Origin of the sequence: Undibacterium sp. SXout7W (genome assembly GCF_049339385.1) — a bacterium.
Classification (GTDB): domain Bacteria; phylum Pseudomonadota; class Gammaproteobacteria; order Burkholderiales; family Burkholderiaceae_D; genus Undibacterium.
This window is the reverse complement of the sequence record NZ_JBMPPF010000001.1, coordinates 118,055-135,634: the sequence shown is the minus strand read 5'-3', so window position 1 is coordinate 135,634 and position 17,580 is coordinate 118,055. Positions and strand designations below refer to the sequence as shown.

Annotated in this window: 16 protein-coding genes; 11 read left to right on the top strand and 5 right to left on the bottom strand. The window is 50.5% G+C overall.

Annotation, left to right across the window (positions count from 1 at the left end; all coding sequences use genetic code 11):
- Nucleotides 1–114 precede the first annotated feature (114 nt).
- The 6 genes from ACO0LB_RS00575 to ACO0LB_RS00550 all read left to right on the top strand — a co-directional run bounded on the left by ACO0LB_RS00575 (nt 115) and on the right by ACO0LB_RS00550 (nt 8,627).
- Nucleotides 115–972, top strand: coding sequence for an SDR family oxidoreductase (locus tag ACO0LB_RS00575; protein ID WP_423046110.1), 858 nt, complete (start codon nt 115–117; stop codon nt 970–972).
- Between the two features lie 536 nt (nt 973–1,508).
- Nucleotides 1,509–2,351 (top strand): undecaprenyl-diphosphate phosphatase, encoded by an 843-nt coding sequence (locus ACO0LB_RS00570; protein ID WP_423045445.1) that lies wholly within the window; start codon nt 1,509–1,511, stop codon nt 2,349–2,351.
- Between the two features lie 3 nt (nt 2,352–2,354).
- Complete coding sequence (recQ, locus tag ACO0LB_RS00565) at nt 2,355–4,217, top strand: DNA helicase RecQ (RefSeq protein WP_423045443.1); 1,863 nt, start codon at nt 2,355–2,357, stop codon at nt 4,215–4,217.
- 119 nt (nt 4,218–4,336) lie between these two features.
- On the top strand, nt 4,337–5,026 hold the full coding sequence (locus ACO0LB_RS00560; protein ID WP_423045441.1) for a helix-turn-helix transcriptional regulator: 690 nt from the start codon (nt 4,337–4,339) through the stop codon (nt 5,024–5,026).
- A gap of 291 nt (nt 5,027–5,317) precedes the next feature.
- Complete coding sequence (locus ACO0LB_RS00555) at nt 5,318–6,112, top strand: fumarylacetoacetate hydrolase family protein (RefSeq protein ID WP_423045439.1); 795 nt, start codon at nt 5,318–5,320, stop codon at nt 6,110–6,112.
- A 25-nt stretch (nt 6,113–6,137) separates the two neighbouring features.
- A complete protein-coding gene (locus ACO0LB_RS00550) occupies nt 6,138–8,627 on the top strand; it encodes a DEAD/DEAH box helicase (protein WP_423045437.1) in 2,490 nt (829 codons plus the stop codon).
- A 113-nt stretch (nt 8,628–8,740) separates the two neighbouring features.
- Here ACO0LB_RS00550 and trmB read toward each other — a convergent pair whose 3' ends face one another.
- A complete protein-coding gene (gene trmB, locus ACO0LB_RS00545) occupies nt 8,741–9,457 on the bottom strand; it encodes a tRNA (guanosine(46)-N7)-methyltransferase TrmB (protein WP_423045435.1) in 717 nt (238 codons plus the stop codon).
- Nucleotides 9,458–9,702: 245 nt separating this feature from the next.
- On the opposite strand from trmB, the gene ACO0LB_RS00540 reads away from it, so the two are divergent.
- From ACO0LB_RS00540 to ACO0LB_RS00530, 3 genes are all read left to right on the top strand, one after another.
- A complete protein-coding gene (locus ACO0LB_RS00540) occupies nt 9,703–10,146 on the top strand; it encodes a thioesterase family protein (RefSeq protein WP_423045433.1) in 444 nt (147 codons plus the stop codon).
- Nucleotides 10,147–10,229: 83 nt separating this feature from the next.
- Nucleotides 10,230–10,586, top strand: coding sequence for a DUF1304 domain-containing protein (locus tag ACO0LB_RS00535; protein ID WP_423045431.1), 357 nt, complete (start codon nt 10,230–10,232; stop codon nt 10,584–10,586).
- 30 nt (nt 10,587–10,616) lie between these two features.
- Complete coding sequence (locus tag ACO0LB_RS00530) at nt 10,617–11,195, top strand: DUF922 domain-containing Zn-dependent protease (protein WP_423045430.1); 579 nt, start codon at nt 10,617–10,619, stop codon at nt 11,193–11,195.
- Nucleotides 11,196–11,274: 79 nt separating this feature from the next.
- Here the strand turns inward: ACO0LB_RS00530 and ACO0LB_RS00525 are convergent, their stop codons facing one another.
- Nucleotides 11,275–12,012 carry a TIGR00730 family Rossman fold protein gene (locus tag ACO0LB_RS00525; RefSeq protein ID WP_423045428.1) on the bottom strand — a complete coding sequence of 246 codons (738 nt, stop codon included), beginning with the start codon at nt 12,010–12,012 and terminating at the stop codon, nt 11,275–11,277.
- Here ACO0LB_RS00525 and polA point away from each other — a divergent pair, their 5' ends adjacent.
- Nucleotides 12,013–14,814, top strand: coding sequence for a DNA polymerase I (polA, locus tag ACO0LB_RS00520; protein WP_423045426.1), 2,802 nt, complete (start codon nt 12,013–12,015; stop codon nt 14,812–14,814). It begins immediately after the preceding gene.
- 381 nt (nt 14,815–15,195) lie between these two features.
- On the top strand, nt 15,196–15,807 hold the full coding sequence (locus ACO0LB_RS00515) for a chalcone isomerase family protein (RefSeq protein WP_423045424.1): 612 nt from the start codon (nt 15,196–15,198) through the stop codon (nt 15,805–15,807).
- 141 nt (nt 15,808–15,948) lie between these two features.
- Here the strand turns inward: ACO0LB_RS00515 and ACO0LB_RS00510 are convergent, their stop codons facing one another.
- The 3 genes from ACO0LB_RS00510 to corA are packed head-to-tail and all read right to left on the bottom strand — an operon-like array spanning nt 15,949 to nt 17,533.
- Nucleotides 15,949–16,137 carry a hypothetical protein gene (locus ACO0LB_RS00510; RefSeq protein WP_423045422.1) on the bottom strand — a complete coding sequence of 63 codons (189 nt, stop codon included), beginning with the start codon at nt 16,135–16,137 and terminating at the stop codon, nt 15,949–15,951.
- Between the two features lie 27 nt (nt 16,138–16,164).
- Nucleotides 16,165–16,557, bottom strand: a complete 393-nt coding sequence (locus tag ACO0LB_RS00505) for a VOC family protein (RefSeq protein WP_423045421.1) — start codon at nt 16,555–16,557, stop codon at nt 16,165–16,167.
- 1 nt (nt 16,558) lies between these two features.
- Complete coding sequence (gene corA, locus ACO0LB_RS00500; protein WP_423045419.1) at nt 16,559–17,533, bottom strand: magnesium/cobalt transporter CorA; 975 nt, start codon at nt 17,531–17,533, stop codon at nt 16,559–16,561.
- Nucleotides 17,534–17,580: the final 47 nt, after the last annotated feature.

Genomic DNA, 17,580 nt, shown 5'->3' with positions numbered 1-17,580 from the left:
ATCACTTACCTTTTGGTGCGTACTTACGAATAGTAAGTATAACTGATATTCTTCATTCACCGTACCTCAATAAGTTATCACCACGACATCACCATGAAAGAAAAGGCAGACACCATGATCGCTATCACAGGCGCCACCGGCCAACTAGGCCGTCTCGTTATCACCTCATTAATCAAGAAAATTCCTGCCACCAACATTATCGCTATTGTGCGCAATACAGAAAAAGCGAAGGATATTGCCGCACTCGGTGTCAGCGTTCGTCAGGCGGACTACAACCAACCAGCCAGTTGGGATGCAGCACTGCAAGGCGTCGACAAAGTCTTGCTCATTTCATCCAGCGACATCGGACAGCGCACCCAGCAGCACCGTAACGTGATCAATGCAGCACAACGCGTGGGCGTACAACTGCTCGCGTATACCAGCGTCTTGCACGCCGACACATCCATACTTGGGCTGGCCGGGGAACACCGGGAAACAGAGGCTGCGATCACAGCGTCCGGAGTGCCATTCACCCTGCTGCGTAACGGCTGGTATACCGAAAATTATGCGATGGGCATTGGTGCGGCGCTGTCACTGGGTGCGCTATATGGCTGCGCCAGCGAAGGGCGAATCTCGTCCGCCAGCCGCGTAGATTACGCTGAAGCTGCTGCCGTTGTACTGACCAGCCATCATCAGGCAGGAAAGGTGTATGAACTCGCAGGCGATAGCTCCTACGCCCTCAGTGAGTTTGCGGCGGAGATATCCGGGCAAAGTGGCAAGTCTATTCCCTATATCAACCTGGCCGAAGCAGATTATAAAAAAGCACTCATCGGCGCTGGCTTGCCTGAAACGCTTGCCGAACTTCTGGCGGATTCTGATACCGGTGCATCCAAGGGTGCGTTATTTGACGATGAACAACAACTCAGCAAGCTCATCGGCAAACCGACTTCCGCATGGCAAGCAGTCATCGCAGAATCCTTGCAGAGTCACTAAAGAGGCGCAAAAGAAGCACTAACGCTCATACCGGCAAGACTGATGTTCATGCCGGGAATGAAATAGTGCAGCATTGAAAGCGCAGCGATTCTCCGATGAACGATTACCGTTGCAGCATTGTCGACTTGCCTGCGCAACCGGCATGCTGCTCCGGCGTGCAAACATCTGCCCATGCGGGCAATGATTGCATTGAGGCACGTCTCTGGCTGCGACGCCCGCAAAGGCCACGGCATCAGCCCGCCATCGCCAGACCCTGCACCATAGCCATACGCGGACACCACACAAGTGGCGAAAGGCAGCCGCCAGCCCCAACAGGCAATAAATATACTCAGAGGGAGTATCTATAGCACACCTTTAAATATATGGACGAGCGAATGATTTTGATAAAAATGAGGGGGAGTATGCCGACGGGAGGCCATATTGAGCGGCATTTCTACTGACAAAAACCGATTTTGAGCGAAATAATTTTCCGGCAGACAGACCAGCTGCCATGTTAAGCTTCGTGCCGATCAAAACTCCCTTTTTTTCAGCACATTATGGACTTATTGCTTGCCGCCAAAATCCTCATCATGGGTATTGTTGAGGGTCTGACAGAATTTTTGCCTATTTCCTCCACTGGCCACCTGATCCTGACAGGCAGCCTGCTCAACTTTACGGGCGAAACGGTGAAGGTGTTCGAAATCGTCATTCAGGCTGGTGCGATTTTTGCCGTCTGCTGGGAATATCGCAAAAAAATCGCCAGCGTCTTATCGGGACTGACGAACGATGCGAAAGCCCGTAAATTTGCGCTGAACCTGATGGTCGCCTTCCTGCCGGCGGCGGTTCTGGGTGTCCTGTTTTCCAAAAAAATCAAAGCCGTACTGTTTTCACCTGTTCCGGTTGCGCTGGCATTCATCATCGGTGGTCTGATTATTTTATGGATGGAGCGCAAACAATCCGAAGCTGCCAGCAAACATATTCCGGCGCGGATTAACGAAGTCGATGATATGAGCATCATGGATGCCTTAAAAATCGGACTGGCGCAGTCTCTGGCGCTCATCCCGGGCACCAGCCGCTCCGGCGCCACAATCATCGGTGCCATGTTTTTTGGTTTATCACGCAAAGCAGCGACTGAATTTTCTTTCTTTCTGGCGATTCCGACATTGCTGGGCGCAACCGTGTATTCGCTCTACAAAGCACGTGAAGACCTGTCGATGGCCGATCTGCCGATGTTCAGTCTCGGCACCGTGGCAGCATTTATTTCTGCCTTCTTTTGCGTGCGCTGGCTGCTGCGTTACATCAGCTCGCACAACTTCAATGTCTTTGCCTGGTACCGGATTGCCTTCGGCATCATGATTCTGATTACCGCCTACACAGGTACGATTGTCTGGGCTGATTAAGTAGTGAATAACAGCAGCGACAACAATTACAGCAGTAACAGCAGTTCTACCAGCGAACAGGCATTACACCTGCTGCAAACGATCTTCGGCTACCCAGCCTTTCGTTCGCAGCAAGGGCAGATTGTCGAGCATGTGGTACACGGCGGCGATGCGCTGGTACTGATGCCGACCGGGGGCGGCAAATCCCTGTGCTATCAGATACCAGCACTCATCCGCAATGGCGTGGGAATCGTGGTGTCGCCATTGATTGCATTGATGCAGGATCAAGTCGATGCCTTGGCCGAAGTGGGCGTCAGAGCAGCATTTTTAAATTCGACCCAGACCTTTGATGAGATTCTGGCAGTCGAAAAAAAAATGCGGGAAGGCGATCTTGATCTCGTCTATATCGCGCCAGAACGTCTGCTGACCCAACGTTGTCTGGAATTGCTGGAAATCGTTAACATCGCCCTGTTTGCGATTGATGAGGCCCATTGCGTATCGCAATGGGGGCATGATTTCCGCCCTGAATATATCCGCCTTTCCACTCTGCATGAACGTTTCCCGCATGTGCCGAGAATTGCGCTGACCGCGACTGCCGATCAGCAAACCCGCGACGAAATCATTCACCGTCTGCAACTCGAAAACGCGCTGCAGTTTGTTGCCTCATTTGACCGTCCGAATATCCGCTACCAGATCGTAGAAAAAGCGAATGGCCGCAAGCAGTTACTCGACTTCATTCAGGCACAACACAATGGCGATGCAGGTATCGTGTATTGCCTGTCACGAAAAAAAGTCGAAGAAACCGCAGAATTTTTATGCGAACACGGCATTACTGCCCTGCCCTATCACGCAGGTATGGAGATGAGCGAACGCAGTAAAAATCAGGCGCGCTTTCTGCGGGAAGACAGCATTGTTATGTGCGCCACGATCGCATTTGGCATGGGAATCGACAAACCCGATGTACGCTTTGTCGCGCATCTGGATTTGCCCAAAAGCATAGAAGGCTATTATCAGGAAACCGGGCGCGCCGGACGCGATGGCGGCAGTGCCAATGCGTGGATGGCCTATGGCTTGCAGGACGTGGTGCAACAACGACGCATGATCGATGAGTCCGAGGCCAACGAAACCTATAAGCGTGTGCAAAGCGTCAAGCTCGAAGCCATGCTGTCACTATGCGAAACCCTGAATTGCCGTCGTGTTCATATTCTCGATTATTTCGGTCAGGCATCAGAACCCTGCGGCAACTGTGATACCTGCCTGAGTCCGCCCACCTCGTTTGACGGAACGATTGCTGCACAAAAAATTCTCTCTACCGTCTACCGTGTCGATCAGCGATTTGCTGCCGGTCATGTGATTGATATTTTGCGTGGCATTGATACCGAACGGGTACAGCAATGGCGACATGAGCAACTCTCCACCTTTGGTATCGGATCAGATAAAAGTGAAGCAGAATGGCGTGCTTTGCTACGACAATTAATTGCACTCGGTCTGGTTGCCGTGGATTACGATAATTACAGCGCACTGAAACTGACCGAAGAATCCAGAGCTGTCTTGCGTGGCGAAGTCCGTATCGCTTTACGTCAGTATAAAAAAGCAGAAAAAGCGGTGAAGCATAAACGGCAATCGGCGAAGGATTATGAAGAAACACAACTCAGCACCGAGGAACAAACGCTGTTTGATCAGTTGCGCTGGTGGCGGGTAGAAACCGCGCGCACGCATAATGTTCCGGCGTATGTGATTTTCCCGGATGCCACCCTGCGTGAAATCGCGCGCGTTGCGCCGCACACACTGACAGCATTGCGCGCCATTTCCGGTGTGGGCGACAAAAAACTGGACAGTTACGGCAAAGATATTCTGACCCTGATCGAAGGAACGGCTGCGCACTAATAGCGCAATGGTGCGCATTTAAAGCACATCAACAACCACAACAGTCGCACAACACAATGGCTGCAAACAACGATTGAACCCAGAGCGGGAAACACTCCCGACATCGGAAGGAGACGCTGATGACAAGGACAGAACGCCTGCTGCAACTGATGCAAATTCTTCGTCGTCACCGCTACCCCCTCACTGGTGCAGAGCTGGCACGCGAACTAGGTATCAGCCTGCGCAGCATCTACCGGGATATCGCTACCTTGCAACAACAGGGCGCGCGCATTGAGGGCGAAGCGGGACTGGGCTATGTTTTACAACCGGGTTTTACACTACCGCCATTGATGTTTTCTGTGGAAGAAATAGAAGCGATCACGCTGGGTTCGCGTTGGGTAGCAGAACGTGCTGATCATCAACTGGCAATGGCGGCGCGGGATGCGCTGGCAAAAATTGCAGCGGTTCTTCCGGCAGCAAGCAGACATGAGTTAGACAGCAGCGGTCTCATGATTGGCCCGACTACACAGCAACTCAGCGATAACGGACAATTGAAACAGATACGACAGGCAATACGTCAACAACAAAAGATCCACATTGAATATCACGATGAGCGAGGGCAAATCAGCCAACGTTTAATCTGGCCTTGCGCTCTGGCTTTTTTTGATCATGTACGGGTCATTGTTGCGTGGTGTGAGCTGCGCGAAGATTTCCGGCATTTCCGTACCGATCGCATTCAGGCGATACAGATGACGAACCAGAGCTATCCTGAATCACGGCTGGGTCTATTGAAACAATGGCGACAGCAAGAAGGCATTCCTGCTCCTTGACGACTTGCGTTTGAAATCATAGCTCGCCGTGACGGCTGCGATGAATCTGCTGACGCAAACAACGGGAACGGTCGCGGATTTTGGTGGCAATAACAAATACGCTTCTGCATGCAGCGCAAACAACCGACAAAGCCATAGGTGGCAAGTCAGGTGAAGCAAAGCAAGAGCAGCGGCACATTCCAGGACAGCGCAAGACAACGGAACCCAAGTACAATCCGTGATTTTTACCGTTTAATTTTTACCGTTTAATTTTTACCGTTTAATTCTTATCGTTTAATTTCAGGATGCGATATGAGCAATTCCAAGACAATTCTTTCCTGTGAAGCGATACAGGAGGCAGCACGCATACTCAGCTTACGCCGCCTTCAGGACACGCAAGGTCCACGTTTACCAGAGAGCTGTCGACCTGGCGATCTTGCTTCGGCACTGGCGATACAACAACAGATTTCTTCTGCTCCCGGAATCAGCATAGCTGGCTGGAAATGCGGACTACCTTCCGCCGATCGCATCGTCATCGCCGCGCTGCATGGCAACACCTTATATCGACAATCCGACAGCACCCATTGCATCGTGCACACCAGACAGCAATCAGTACGTATAGAACCGGAAATCGCCTTTGTTGTCGGACAGGATCTGCCATCGCGAGCACAACCCTACAGCATGGCAGAAATTCGTCAGGCGATCAGCAGCGCGCATCTAGCACTGGAACTGATCGCCACACGGTATGAGCATGCGGATACCGTCAGTTTTACGGAACACCTGGCTGATAGCCTGTTTAATGCTGGCGTCTATCTTGGGCCGCGCATCCCGCTGGATGCCGCATTCGCCGCGCAGGAGCTCGACATACAAATCCATGCAGGACAAGACATCCTGCTGCATCAACATGGCAAACATCCTGCTGGCGACCCGCTGGCACCACTAATATGGTTACAGGAGTTTCTACGAGGTCGCGGCCAGGGACTCGCCGCAGGTCAAGTTATCATCACCGGTTCCTACGCTGGTAGCCCGGATGTACCTTTCAATACGCCGATGAATATGGCGTTTGGCACGCTCGGTCATTTGCAGGTGTGTTTTGAACGCCAATGAATTGCAGGGACATTTTCGTCCCCGCATGAGCTTACAGACCCTGCATCGTGGCGATGGTTTGCTGGGCATGCGCCCCAGCGGCGATTTTGGTCCACGCGGCGGTCAGGTCACAGTCGTACAGATAGACTGGCTTTATCAGGCTGGTGAGCAGTTACACTGGGAAGTACCGGCACCGACAACATTACTGAACCGGCGTCCACACGCCACTCACACGCTATTCGATGCGCAACATCAGCCTTACACCATCTTGCGTGATCTCGATGCTGAAGCCGATGCACTCGACCTGGTCTGGGAGGCAGGCCTGCATCCGCTCCCTGCCGATACATTGCAATGGCGTTCAGAGCAGATGCCTGACAGCATCGCGCATGGCCCACTGTGGAGTTTATTACAGGAAGATTTTTTTTCTGATTTCTGGGCAGATCAGTGCCCACGATTGCAGGAACAAGGCTGGCTGATACAGGTACGTCCCGGCTTTGCGCATGAGAGTGTCACTGTCGATGCCTGGCATCTGATTCTTGATCCCGTGAGTGGCGACATTGCCGGAAAAACCGTTGCGGCAACCATGCGCTCCCGCTCACCGGGCATCACGGCACTGGGTTTACCAGCGCGTGAAGGGTCATGGATGCTCAGTCTGGGAGTTGAGATTGAAGGCGAAACACTGGATCTCGTTCCCATGCTGGCACATTTACTCAAACATGATCGCCGCTGGCTGGATGCCAAAAAGCTGATGCAGATTGATGATGCAGCCACGATACGGCTACGGGCGCCCGGTGGCCGCCGTATCGACGCACCTGCGGCACCGCTGAAAGCGATTGTCTCGCATTTACTCGATATGCTCACCGATAGTCGCCAACCAACGGGACCGCTGCCACTCGCTGGCTGGGATCAGGAAAGACTGGAATCTCTGCGCATGAGCCTGTCGCAGTCAGAATCAGAGTCGCAGGCTAGCCGAGCCGGTGCGCATGGTGCATGGCAATTACAAGGGCAAGCCGGTCTACAGGCATTATCCACGCGTCTGCAACAGAGTGGCGGCGTGCAAGCTATTCCCTCACCGGAAGGTCTGGGCATCACGCTCAGACCATATCAATTGCACGGTGTGGCATGGCTGCAATATCTACGCGAGCAACATCTGGCTGGCATTCTGGCTGACGACATGGGTCTGGGGAAAACCGCGCAGGTGCTGGCACACATCCTGACCGAAAAACTGGCAGGACGACTGCAACAGCCCGCTCTCATTATCGTGCCAAGTTCACTGCTGTTTAACTGGCAGGCAGAAGCACAGCGCATGACGCCGCAATTGCGCGTGCTGAGTCTGCAAGGCCCGGAACGCTCCACCTTATTTGCAACGATTCCTCATGTCGATATAGTGATGACCAGCTATCCGCTGCTCTGGCGTGATCTGGATATATTACGTCGCCAGTCATTTCATTTGCTGGTGCTGGACGAAGCGCAGACAGTCAAAAATGCCACCAGCCGCAGTGCCGGAGCAGTACGCCGGATACAGGCCAGACACCGGCTTTGTGTGACCGGCACACCACTAGAAAATAATCTGGCGGAACTCTGGACGCAGTTTGATTTTCTGATGCCCGGCTTCCTCGGCGACTCACGCAGCTTTCAACGACAATGGCGCAAACCCATCGAAGTCAATGGTGAAACATCGCGTGCAGACTTGCTGGCAAAGCGGGTACGCCCCTTTATTTTGAGACGACGCAAGGACGAAGTGGCGAGCGAATTACCACTGAAAACCGTCGCCATTAAAAAAATAACGCTACAAGGAAAACAGCGCGATCTGTATGAAAGCGTCAGGGTCGCAGCTGATGAACAAATCAGACGCCTGATCCGCCAAAAAGGTTTTGCCGGATCACACATCAGCATTCTTGATGCCTTGCTGAAATTACGGCAAGTATGTTGCGATCCGCGTTTGCTTCACAGCATTAACAATGGCAAGGTCAATGACATCGAATGTGCAAAAATGGAATTGCTTATCGGGATGCTCCCTTCACTGATCGCAGAAGGTCGGAGGATTCTGATTTTCTCCCAATTCACCACGATGCTGGAACTGATTGCCAGCGAACTTGAAACTCTCGATTTGCCTTATCTGACGCTGACTGGCAACACGCCCGTGCATCAACGTTCAGAAGTAGTGGAACGGTTTCAGAATAAAGAAAAAGCGATCATGCTGATCAGCCTCAAAGCAGGCGGTGTCGGTTTGAATTTAACTGCAGCAGACACCGTGATCCATATGGATCCGTGGTGGAATCCAGCGGTCGAAGAACAGGCGAATGCACGCGCGCATCGCATAGGACAGTTAAAGCCGGTTTTTATTTACCACCTGATTGTTCAGGGCAGCATAGAAGAAAAAATCCTCGAACTACAATCGCGCAAAGCCCGCCTGGCGGAAGGTATTCTTGGCAGCGACACGGCATTCGCTGAAAAATTCAACCAGCAAGACCTGCAAGACTTGCTTTCGCCATTACAAACAAATACCGGTAGCGAGATCGGCTCATCTGAATAGATCTGGACTAACGTCAACCGCCTCAACAGCGTGGTAGCGATTCTTTGTGAAACCGGTATCCGCCTGAAACTACACAAGCGCAGTCGAAGCGAAGTTCAAGCGTTGTACCGTGATTATTTTTTACGGAAAACCAAATCCCATACACCGTGTCCTAAACGCAATCCACGATTCTCGAATTTGGTAACAGGGCGATAATCAGGGCGAGGTGCATACCCTTCTGCCGTATTTTCCAGAGCAGGTTCAGCGGATAACACCTCCAACATCTGTACTGCGTATTCTTCCCAATCAGTCGCACAATGCAGATAACCGCCAGACGCCAGCTTTGAAGCCAGCAAAGTCACCAGCGGCCCCTGTATCAGGCGGCGCTTATTGTGACGCGCCTTGTGCCACGGATCAGGAAAAAACACGTGCACACCATGCAAAGACTCAGGCGCAATCATGTTCGTCAGCACTTCAAAGGCGTCATGCTGAATAATGCGTTGATTTTGCAAGCCCATTTCATCGCTTAACTTGAGCAAGCTACCCACACCCGGCGTATGCACTTCTACACCGATAAAGTTTTTTTCCGGCATACCTGCCGAAATTTTCGCACTGGTTTCTCCCATGCCAAAGCCGATTTCAAATACCGTCGGGGCATGGCGACCAAAAGCCGCATCGATATCCAGCAATGCCTTCTGATATGGGATGCAGTAGCGCGGCCCCAAGGTTTCGATGGCTCTTGCCTGCGCGTCAGACAAGCGTCCGGCACGAGTGACAAAGCTACGTATACGGCGCTCAGTTGGGTCATAAAACAGCGGCTTGACGCTGTCAGCAGGTTTGGAATCAGACATACAGGAGTTCAATCTTGAGGAAGTTCTGGAGCGGCAGGAGCCTGATATTGTTCAGGTGATGTTGCATATTCAATACATAACGAAGCCAGCCGTAAACGTCACATTTTACGCGCTATCCATCCTCCTTGGCAAACTCACAGAGTGAGCCGATGACGACAGATGATGAAAACACATCGGTCATATCCAACAAATAATGATGCTCACGGTACAATACTGGCTGCAATTATCAGGATGAAAGCAAGACCATGGCAAGAATGCAGCTCCGTTTCCCAGAAGACCAATACTATTACTCCACTCAACTGACCGTTCGCGTGACGGATATCAATGGTGCAAATCATCTTGGTAATGATTCCATGATATCGATGATTTCTGAAGCAAGAGCACGTTTTTTATATGAGTTTGGCATACGGGAAACTGCCGGAAACGGCACGGGTATTATCGTGACTGATCTGGCAACGACCTACAAAGCAGAGGCCCACGCACGCGACCAGTTACTATTTGAAGTCGGTGTGATGGATTTTAATAAATACGGCGGTGACATTACTTTCCGCATCACTCGTCCGGCAGACAACGCCATGGTGGCAATGGCAAAATCTGGTTTTGTTTTTTTTGATTATCGTCAGGGAAAGGTCGTTTCTATGCCCGATGATTTTCGCGCCAAGTTCACGCGGGTCAACTGGCTGGATTGATTTCCCTTCTACCCTGTGTCAACACGTGCAGTCCCATCTCAGCACAATCAACAACGACTTTACCTACTTTTGAAAGTATATCCATGTCAATGATCGCCAGCCTGTTAGTCGCACTGATTGCTGTATTGCATGTCTATTTTTTGATACTGGAAATGTTTTTATGGGACAAACCAGCAGGCATGAAAGCCTTTCGCCAGACCAAAGAATCTGCTGCCGCAACCAAAGTGCTGGCGGCGAATCAAGGGCTATACAATGGTTTCCTTGCAGCAGGTCTGTTCTGGGCATTAAGTATGGGAACACAGGGGCGAGACGTGCAGGTTTTTTTTCTGCTTTGCGTACTGATTGCCGGTATCTTTGGTGCGGTTACCGCCAGTCGTAAAATTCTGTTCATTCAAGCCTTGCCTGCCGCGCTGGCATTAGTATTCACCTTCCTGTCCTGAGTCTCTCTGAGCTCACTGAATTTCATTTCGATGTTTGACCACAGGATCACTACCACATTGTTGTTGCTGACAACATTACTACCTGCGCTACAGGCACAGGCTGAAGTCACAGAAACACTGACCATGACCAACTATCGTGTTGGTACGGTCAGCCGTGGTGAGTTACGCTCAGCAATGAATGCAGCATCGCCGATACGCGAAAATGGCGAAATTTTTCATGGCTACACCAAATGGCATATCAACTGGAGTTTCCGCTGGAAAACCAGCCCCGGCGGTGCATGTCGTATCAGTTCAGTCAGAACTGACCTCAGCGGCAATATCACCTTACCCAGTCTCAGCAATGCCGATACGGCAACGATGACGCAATTTAATCAATATCTGACCGCATTAAGCAGCCATGAAATGGGGCACTTTGCGAACGGAAAAGAAACTGCCAGGGCGATCGACAATGCCATTGCCTCCCTACCTGAAATGCCCAACTGTCAGGTATTGGAGGCCAGCGCAAATGACCTTGCCCAGCAATTAATCCGCACGGGGAATATGCAGGACAAACAATACGATGCCACGACCCAGCATGGAAAAACACAGGGCGCGTGGCTGGCAAAATGATCAAACTCCGTTTGCCAGCTTAGTTGCCTGAAGTTACCTAAAAGTACCTGAGGTTACCTGAACCAACGACTGCGTTCAGTTACAAATAAAGCATACGCTGACGTTCTTCTTCCGATGGCTCAATTTCACGGGCTTCGTAAAACGCAAAAATTGCATCCACAATATTCGCAGGCTCATCAATCAACTGCACCAGATTCAGATCACTCTCTGCGATCATGCCATTGCCTGCCATCTGCACTTTAATCCATTCCAGCAGACCACTCCAGAAACTGGTGCCCACCAGAATCACTGGAATATGTCTGGTTTTCCCAGTCTGTATCAGCGTTAATACCTCACTGACCTCATCCATCGTTCCAAACCCGCCCGGGAACACCACATACGCATCAGCATATTTAACGAATGCGACTTTGCGGGCAAAGAAATGGCGAAAACTGAGGCTGATGTTCTGCCACGGATTACTACGCTGTTCGTGCGGCAACTCAATATTCAATCCCACGGACGGCGACATTCCATCATATGCCCCCTTATTCGCTGCCTCCATAATGCCGGGACCACCGCCGGAAATAACGGCAAATCCCTCATCCGATAATCGCCGCGACAAATCGACACAACGCTGATAATAAGGGTCTTCGGGGCGCGTTCTGGCAGAACCGAAGATAGTCACTGCTGGACGTATCGTCGAAAGCCTCTCGGTGGACTCGATAAACTCTGCCATAATCGTGAACATATGCCACGATTCGCGTGCTTTTAAGGCGGTCGCCTTATCTCTGTCGATAATCTGGCGCAACCTGGTTACATTTTTTCTGTTCTCGCTCATATGCAAAATACCCTGTTGTTAGTTGATGGCTCCAGCTATCTGTACCGCGCTTTCCATGCCATGCCTGATCTGCGGAATCCTCAAGGCGAACCAACTGGCGCCATCTACGGCATGATCAATATGTTACGCCGTTTGCGCAACGATTATCCGGCAGCATACATGGCCTGTGTATTCGACGCAAAAGGCAAAACCTTCCGTGATGATCTGTATCCCGACTACAAAGCTCAACGTGCCCCAATGCCAGACGATCTGCGCTTGCAGATAGAACCGATTCATCAGGCCGTCGCCGCGATGGGCTGGCCAATTCTGATGGTGGAAGGTGTGGAAGCCGATGACGTGATCGGTACGCTCGCTGTCGAGGCAACAGCACGCGGCCTGAACACCATCGTCTCCACTGGCGATAAAGATCTGGCACAACTGGTCAATTCACACGTTTCGCTGATCAACACCATGACCAACGAAAAACTGGATGAACCGGGCGTGCTCGATAAATTTGGCGTCCCGCCAAACCGTATCATCGATTACCTGACACTGATTGGCGATACTGTCGACAACGTTCCCGGCGTCACGAAGTGCGGTCCTAAAACGGCACTCAAATGGCTGGGCGAATACGATAGTCTCGATGGCGTGATCGCCAATGCAGACAAAATCAAAGGTGTGGTCGGCGATAATCTGCGTGCTGCTTTAGAGTGGCTGCCGCAGGGTCGCGTGCTGATCACCGTTAAAACAGATTGCGATTTATCTGCACATCATATTTCTATTGATGAATCACTGGTTGCGAAAGAAGAAAGCAAAGAAGCAATGCTGGAATTCTTTAAACGCTATGGTTTTAAAACCTGGCTGCGGGAGTTATCCGGCGATGCGACAGCAGGTGCTACGCCATTAAGTTCAACAGCAAAAAATTCTGCCACCCCTACTGCTTCAGGCAATACACCAGCACAGGCTGGCTTATTCAATGATGACGATGCTGCACATGCTGATGTTACTGCCACTGTCGTCAGCAACTACGAAACCGTGTTAACCGAAGCCCAGCTTGATGCCTGGATCGCGCGCATCAACGCTGCCAGTCTGACCGCTGTTGATACCGAAACCACCTCGCTTGAACCGATGACAGCGCAACTGGTCGGGATTTCTCTGTGCTGCGAAGCAGGTCATGCCTGCTACATTCCTGTTGCACATCAATATGCCGATGCACCGGCACAATTGTCACGTGCATCGGTACTGGAAAAACTCAGGCCGTGGCTGGAAGATGACAGCAAAGCCAAGGTCGGACAAAACCTGAAATACGATACACACATTTTTGCAAATCATGGCGTGGCGCTTCGTGGCATCGTCCATGACACCCTGCTCGAATCTTACGTCTTTGAGTCGCATAAATCGCATAACATGGACAGCCTTGCGCTACGCCATCTCGGCAAAAAAACCATCAGCTTTGAAGATGTCTGTGGCAAAGGTGCGGCGCAAATCTGTTTCGATCAGGTGGAGCTGCAACGGGCAACAGACTATGCCGCAGAAGATGCTGATATCACGCTGCAATTGCATCTGGCGATGTGGCCAGAAATAGAAACAGACGCCAGCTTGCAACGCGTTTATCACGACATAGAATTACCCACTTCGGTCGTCCTGCAAAAGATAGAACGCAACGGCGTGCTGATCAATAAAGACTTACTCGCCACCCAGTCAAATGAAATCGGCAAGCGCTTGCTGGAGTTAGAACAAAATGCCTACGAACTCGCGGAGCAACCGTTCAACCTGAATTCGCCCAAACAGCTTGGTGAGATTTTCTTTGGCAAACTCGGTTTACCTGTCGTCAAAAAAACACCGTCCGGCGCACCATCGACAGATGAAGAAGTTTTACAAAAACTTGCGGAAGATTACCCGCTGCCCAAAGTATTGCTCGAATACCGTGGACTGGCAAAACTCAAATCCACTTACACCGACAAGCTGCCGAAAATGGTGAATGCGCAGACGGGTCGCGTGCATACCAACTATGCGCAGGCCGTTGCGGTGACCGGGCGACTCGCCTCGAACGATCCGAATCTGCAAAACATTCCGGTACGCACGGCAGAAGGCCGACGTATCCGCGAAGCCTTTATCGCGGCACCCGGCAATGTGATTATTTCCGCCGACTATTCGCAAATCGAATTACGCATCATGGCGCATATTTCCGGTGACGCCAGCTTGCTGAAAGCCTTTGCCGATGGCGAAGACGTGCATAAAGCCACTGCCGCTGAAATTTTTGGTGTTGCCCTGGATGATGTCACGAGTGAGCAACGACGCTACGCAAAAGTCATTAATTTCGGTCTGATCTACGGCATGAGTGCGTTTGGCCTCGCCGGCAATCTCGGCATAGAACGTGCGGCGGCACAAAGCTATATCGACAAATATTTTCAGCGCTACCCTGGCGTTGCCCAGTACATGGCCGATACCCGCACCAAAGCCAAGGCTCATGGCTATGTCGAAACAGTGTTCGGACGGCGACTGTGGCTGGCAGAAATCAACAGCCCGAATGGCCCGCGCCGTCAGGGCGCTGAACGTGCAGCGATTAATGCGCCTATGCAGGGCACTGCTGCCGACTTGATCAAACTGGCGATGATCGCGGTACAAAACTGGCTTGAGACAGATCAGTTGGCATCGAAAATGATCATGCAAGTACACGATGAACTGGTGCTGGAAGTACCGGAATCTGAACTCGAACTGGTACGCAAAAAATTGCCAGAACTGATGGCGAATGTGGCGCAGCTGCACGTGCCTTTGCTGGCGGAAGTCGGTATAGGGAAAAACTGGGAAGAGGCGCATTAATAGAAATTAACTGACATCAATACATCAAATACAATGCCATGTGCATCAGTGTGATCCTTAGTTAAAAACACCGTGGTATCAAACTTAATATACATGGCATTGAGATGTGTCACCCCGCTCAGGCAATCAAACAATCACCGAGTTATCCAGTGATTGCCCACATCAATACGCATAAAATAAATTGTATTGAAGATTTTATCGTGCCATGACATACCGCTTTGCACGCTCCCGGTTTCTTCGTTTTACAACACCCTTCCTGCTTATTCTACGTTTTACGATCACGGTGATTGCCAGTGTTCTGATTTCGCTTTACTCTTAGATAATAAAAATAAAACGATCGTTCTAATTTTAAAATCTATATATCCAGCCAACGGAGAGACTATGAATTTTGCTACCCGCTTTACTAAATCTATCTTTTTTTCCCTACTCAGCGCACTGTTAATCGCAACACACAGCAATGCGGCAGAAATAGGCGGTGTCAAGATCGATGACACTGCACAAGTAGCAAATCAAACCTTAAAATTAAACGGTGCAGGTATCCGCTATAAAGTGTTTTTTAAGGTATATGTTGCTGCACTGTATCTGGCTGAACAAAAAAACAGCGCGCCGGAAATATTAGCCTTACCCGGTGCAAAACGAGTCAGCCTGGTGATATTGAGAGATTTGCGTAGTGAAGAATTAGGCCAGCGTTTTATGGATGGCATCAAAAAAAATGCTGATCTCAACGAACGCACCAAACTGGTCGATTCCATGTTGGCCTTTGGTCAGAATTTTGCATTATTGCCTGACATGAAGAAAGGCGACATCATCAATATGGACTGGATACCAGGCTCTGGCGCAACCGCTTTTTATAATGGCAAAAAGTTTGGCTCACCAATACAAGACCCTTTGTTTTACAGTGCCCTGTTAAAAATCTGGATAGGTCACAGCCCAGTGGACGACAAACTGAAACAAGCCTGGCTCAGCGGCAAAATTGACGAAGGTACGCATTAATTCCCCTATCTCGTCCAGATGCAAAAACAGCCGATCTGTCTATAGCAACAACGGGTACAAGAGAGAGACGGCTGAGGTGTTTTCATTGAACAGAATTGGTGTAATCCAATAAAATATCAGCAACGTTATTTTGAAGAAAACTCAACTGAACAGGACTTCCGCAGAATTACCAAAGCAAGGCGTGGCAACGAAATTCTGTATCTGTTCTGGACTTTTTTGAACGCTTACCCGACCTGTTTCGAGTTTGTAACGTGCTTGTACGAAGGGGCCATCACGCCGCTGGCGCGGCGCGGCGTTGCGTTGCGTTGCGTCAATCCTGCTGAACAACATGTTTCTGATCTGTTGAGAGTACTGCTACTACTCTGAAAAATTGAGTTCAATACCGTTTCCTGCCGGGTCGCGAAAAAACACCTGATATTGTCTGGAGAAACCTTGGCCAGCAGGCACTTCTGCTTGCCGGTATGGGATGCCGTCCTGCTTTAATCTGGTCAGCATCGCTGGTATATCGGTGCAGGTGAAGGCAACGTGATCGAAGCTGGTTTGAAGTGCAGATTGCCGGACTTCTCCGGTGCGGGTTTCTGAAAGATGCAAGACAGCCTGATCGCGGGCATAGAGCCAGTAACCAAAACTACCTAATGAGGGACGTGGGCCAATTGCCAGTCCCAGATAATCGCAATAAAAATTGCACAAGACCTGCATCATCTCGCGACTGGAGCGCAGGTTGTAATGATTCAATCCCAGCGCCGCCATGTTATTTCAACCACCCACGATGACGGAAATACCAGAAAGGTGTAATGGCGGAGGCGACCATCAGCAATAAGGCGAATGGGTAGCCGAGTTCCCACTCCAGCTCCGGAAACCAGCCTTTGAAATTCATTCCATAAATACTGGCAATCAAGGTTGGCGGCAGAAAAGCGACGCTGGCAACTGAGAAAATTTTAATAATTTTATTTTGATTGATGTTGATGAAACCCACGGTGGCATCCATCAAGAAGTTAATTTTATCGAACAGGAATGACGTGTGACCATCAAGCGATTCAATATCACGCAGAATCTGGCGCGCTTCTTCAAACTGATCCGCATTCAATAAACGACCGCGCATCAGAAAGCTGACTGCGCGGCGGGTATCCATCATATTGCGGCGGATACGTCCGTTCAAATCTTCTTCTTGCGCAATCGAATTCAGAGCGGCGGCGGCATCCTGATCGCTGAAATTTTTCTGCAATACGGAACGGCTGACATCTTCCAGATTCTGATAAATGCCCTCCAGAGCATCCGCAGAATATTCTGCATCTGTCGCGTACAAATCCAGCAAAACATCTTTGTAATCGGCGATAGAACCGGGCCTGGAACGGGCGCGCATACGTACTAAACGGAACACGGGCAAATCAATAGTATGGACCGAAAACAAAATGTCACGCGCCAGAATAAATGCCACTGTCACTGTTTGCGCCGGTTGTTCATCGCCATCTTCATCAATCAGAAAATCGGTGCGTAAATGAAGATCGCCATTATCTGCTTCGTAATAACGGGCAGAGGCTTCGATATCCTTTACTTCATCTTCACCAGGCAAGGTAACGCCGTAAATGCTCTTGACCCACTCGCGTTCTTCTTCATTGGGATCGGTCAGATCGACCCAGATCGGCAAGGTATTTTCAAGATCCGCACGGTTTTCTACATTAATCTGGCTCAAGCGACCATTGTGCAAAACAAAAACATTAATCATGGAACGACTCCGGAAAAAGCGTGGCAAACAAGTTGGCTGGATTGTAA

Coding starts and splice junctions, on each gene's coding strand:
- ACO0LB_RS00550 (WP_423045437.1), top strand. CDS start 6,138: ATGAGCTTACAGACCCTGCATCGTGGCGATGGTTTGCTGGGCATGCGC.
- ACO0LB_RS00560 (WP_423045441.1), top strand. CDS start 4,337: ATGACAAGGACAGAACGCCTGCTGCAACTGATGCAAATTCTTCGTCGT.
- ACO0LB_RS00570 (WP_423045445.1), top strand. CDS start 1,509: ATGGACTTATTGCTTGCCGCCAAAATCCTCATCATGGGTATTGTTGAG.
- polA (WP_423045426.1), top strand. CDS start 12,013: ATGCAAAATACCCTGTTGTTAGTTGATGGCTCCAGCTATCTGTACCGC.
- ACO0LB_RS00525 (WP_423045428.1), bottom strand. CDS start 12,012: ATGAGCGAGAACAGAAAAAATGTAACCAGGTTGCGCCAGATTATCGAC.
- ACO0LB_RS00540 (WP_423045433.1), top strand. CDS start 9,703: ATGGCAAGAATGCAGCTCCGTTTCCCAGAAGACCAATACTATTACTCC.
- ACO0LB_RS00530 (WP_423045430.1), top strand. CDS start 10,617: ATGTTTGACCACAGGATCACTACCACATTGTTGTTGCTGACAACATTA.
- ACO0LB_RS00515 (WP_423045424.1), top strand. CDS start 15,196: ATGAATTTTGCTACCCGCTTTACTAAATCTATCTTTTTTTCCCTACTC.
- corA (WP_423045419.1), bottom strand. CDS start 17,533: ATGATTAATGTTTTTGTTTTGCACAATGGTCGCTTGAGCCAGATTAAT.
- ACO0LB_RS00555 (WP_423045439.1), top strand. CDS start 5,318: ATGAGCAATTCCAAGACAATTCTTTCCTGTGAAGCGATACAGGAGGCA.
- ACO0LB_RS00510 (WP_423045422.1), bottom strand. CDS start 16,137: ATGTTGTTCAGCAGGATTGACGCAACGCAACGCAACGCCGCGCCGCGC.
- ACO0LB_RS00575 (WP_423046110.1), top strand. CDS start 115: ATGATCGCTATCACAGGCGCCACCGGCCAACTAGGCCGTCTCGTTATC.
- trmB (WP_423045435.1), bottom strand. CDS start 9,457: ATGTCTGATTCCAAACCTGCTGACAGCGTCAAGCCGCTGTTTTATGAC.
- ACO0LB_RS00535 (WP_423045431.1), top strand. CDS start 10,230: ATGTCAATGATCGCCAGCCTGTTAGTCGCACTGATTGCTGTATTGCAT.
- ACO0LB_RS00505 (WP_423045421.1), bottom strand. CDS start 16,557: ATGGCGGCGCTGGGATTGAATCATTACAACCTGCGCTCCAGTCGCGAG.